Raw genomic sequence first — 2,490 nt, 5'->3', positions numbered from 1 at the left:
CCAGTGGCATGGGGCGTTGCAGCAGCATTCAGTGGCCGTGCGCGAGGGCATTGTGTTGCGGCCCCGCTTTGTGGCGTTTGGCGGCGGCTTGCCGGTGCTGGAAAACGGACAGCGCATTGGCGGCATCGGCGTCTCCGGTGGCTCCGAGCAAGAGGATGAAAGCTGCGCCCGCGCCGGGTTGGCCGCCCTGGGTTTGGCGGCATAACAGCACCCGCCCAATTACCACTTCAAGAGAGAGAAAAATGAAAGACATCAGGAACTTCATCAACGGTGAATACGTCACCAATGTCAGCGGCAAGACCTACGAGAAGCGCAACCCGGTTGATAACAGCCTAATCGGCATGGTCCATGAAGCTGGTCAGCCCGAGGTGGATGCGGCGGTGGCCGCCGCGCGCGCGGCACTGAACGGGCCCTGGGGCAAGCTCTCGGTGGTCGACCGCTGCGCCATGCTCGATGGTGTGGTTGCCGAGATCAACCGCCGGTTTGATGATTTTCTGCAGGCCGAAATTGCCGATACCGGCAAGCCCGCGCACCTGGCATCGCACATCGACATCCCGCGCGGTGCCGCCAACTTCAAGATATTCACCGACACCATCAAAAACGTCTCGACCGAATCCTTTGAGATGCGCACCCCCGACGGTAAAACAGCGCGCAGCTACGGCGTGCGCACCCCGCGTGGCGTCATTGCCATCATCTGCCCATGGAATTTGCCGCTGCTGCTGATGACCTGGAAATGTGGCCCGGCCATGGCCTGCGGCAACACTGTGGTCGTCAAGCCATCAGAGGCCACTCCCAGCACCGCCACGCTGTTGGGCGAAGTCATGAACAAGGTCGGCGTACCGCCCGGCGTCTACAACGTGGTGAACGGCTTTGGCGTCAACTCGGCGGGCTCCTTCCTGACCGCGCACCAGGGCGTCAACGGCATCACCTTCACCGGTGAAACCAAGACTGGCACCGCCATCATGAAAGCCGGTGCCGACGGCATCCGCCCGGTGTCACTCGAATTGGGCGGCAAAAACGCGGCCGTGGTGTTTGCCGACTGCGATTTTGAAAAAGCTCTGGCCACCGTGACCCGCTCTGCCTTTGAGAACTGCGGCCAGGTCTGTCTGGGCACTGAGCGCGTGTATGTGGAGCGACCGATTTTTGACAAATTCGTCAGCGCCCTGAAAGAGCGCGCCGCGGCCATCAAGCCCGGCCGTCCGTTTGATGCCGATACCAAAATTGGCCCGCTGGTGAGCAAAATCCACCAGAAAAAGGTGCTGTCTTACTACGCCAAAGCCAAAGCAGAAGGTGCCAATATTGTTCTTGGTGGCGGCGTTCCCAATATGCCAGATGACCTGAAAGACGGCTGCTGGGTCGAACCCACCATCTGGACTGGCCTGCCCGAGAGTTCACCTATTGTTCGTGAAGAAATTTTTGGCCCATGCTGCCATATCCAGCCGTTTGACACCGAAGAAGAGGTGCTGAATATGGTCAACGACAGCCCCTACGGCCTGGCCACTTCTATTCACACCCAGGATATCAGCCGAGCCAGCCGTCTTGCAACGCAAATCGAGGTGGGTCTGTGCTGGATCAACAGCTGGTTCCTGCGTGATTTGCGCACACCCTTTGGCGGCTCCAAGCAGTCGGGTATCGGGCGTGAAGGTGGCCTGCATTCGCTGGAGTTCTACACCGAACTGCGCAACGTGATGATCAAGTATTGAGAATATTGTGCCCCCATTTTTTTATAAGAAACTCCTATGAAGCTTTATTACTCTCCTGGCGCTTGCTCGCTGTCACCCCACATTGCCCTGCGCGAAGCCGGTCTGGACTTTGACTTGGTCAAGGTCGATCTCAAAACCAAGAAAACCGATGCTGGTGACGATTACTTTGCAGTGAACCCCAGCGGCTATGTGCCCTGTTTGCAGATCGACGATGGTCGCATGCTCACCGAAGGCCCCGCCATCGTGCAATACATCGCTGACCAAGCGGCTGGCAAAAAACTTGCGCCGCTCAACGGCACGTTTGAGCGCTATCAACTACAGCAGTGGCTTAACTTTATTTCCACCGAGATTCATAAAAGTTTTTCCCCGCTGTTCAACCCCGATGCCAGCGCTGACTCCAAGGCTACGGCGCGCAAGACTTTGGATGCCCGCTTGGCGACAGCAGCAGCACAACTTTCCAAGACACCCTATTTGCTTGGAGAGAGCTACTCTGTCGCCGACATCTACCTGTTTGTTACCTTGGGCTGGGCTGGCTATGTGGGTGTGGACTTGGCGCCATGGCCTGCGTTGCAACACTTTTCGGCCCGGGTGGCCTCCCGCGATGCCGTTCAGGCCACCTTGCGCGCAGAAGGTTTGATTCAGGCCTGAACATGATGACAACATCCAATCCAGAAATTGCACAATCGATTGTTGCTGCGGGCATCCGCACCAACTACCATGATGTGGGCACCGGCTTCCCGGTTCTGTTGATTCACGGTTCCGGCCCGGGCGTGACCGCGTGGGCCAA

The 2,490-nt window shown here is 58.1% G+C and carries 3 protein-coding genes and 1 pseudogene; all 4 read left to right on the top strand.

Annotated features, from left to right (window positions below; all coding sequences use genetic code 11):
- On the top strand, positions 1-205 hold a 205-nt coding region (locus NA637_RS24665), incomplete at its 5' end, for a heme-binding protein (protein WP_256075165.1).
- 37 nt (positions 206-242) lie between these two features.
- Complete coding sequence (locus NA637_RS24660; protein ID WP_256075164.1) at positions 243-1,703, top strand: 2-hydroxymuconic semialdehyde dehydrogenase; 1,461 nt, start codon at positions 243-245, stop codon at positions 1,701-1,703.
- A gap of 36 nt (positions 1,704-1,739) precedes the next feature.
- Positions 1,740-2,351: a glutathione transferase GstA gene (gene gstA, locus NA637_RS24655; protein ID WP_012477624.1), complete on the top strand. Its 612-nt coding sequence runs from the start codon at positions 1,740-1,742 to the stop codon at positions 2,349-2,351.
- 2 nt (positions 2,352-2,353) lie between these two features.
- Positions 2,354-2,490 (top strand): annotated as a pseudogene (locus NA637_RS24650) (2-hydroxy-6-oxo-2,4-heptadienoate hydrolase); the annotation flags it as partial.

The organism is Stutzerimonas stutzeri (genome assembly GCF_024448935.1).
In the GTDB taxonomy this organism is placed as follows: Bacteria; Pseudomonadota; Gammaproteobacteria; order Pseudomonadales; family Pseudomonadaceae; genus Stutzerimonas; species Stutzerimonas stutzeri_AO.
Note: the sequence above shows the minus strand (reverse complement) of the source record. Positions and strands in the feature narration are given on the sequence as shown.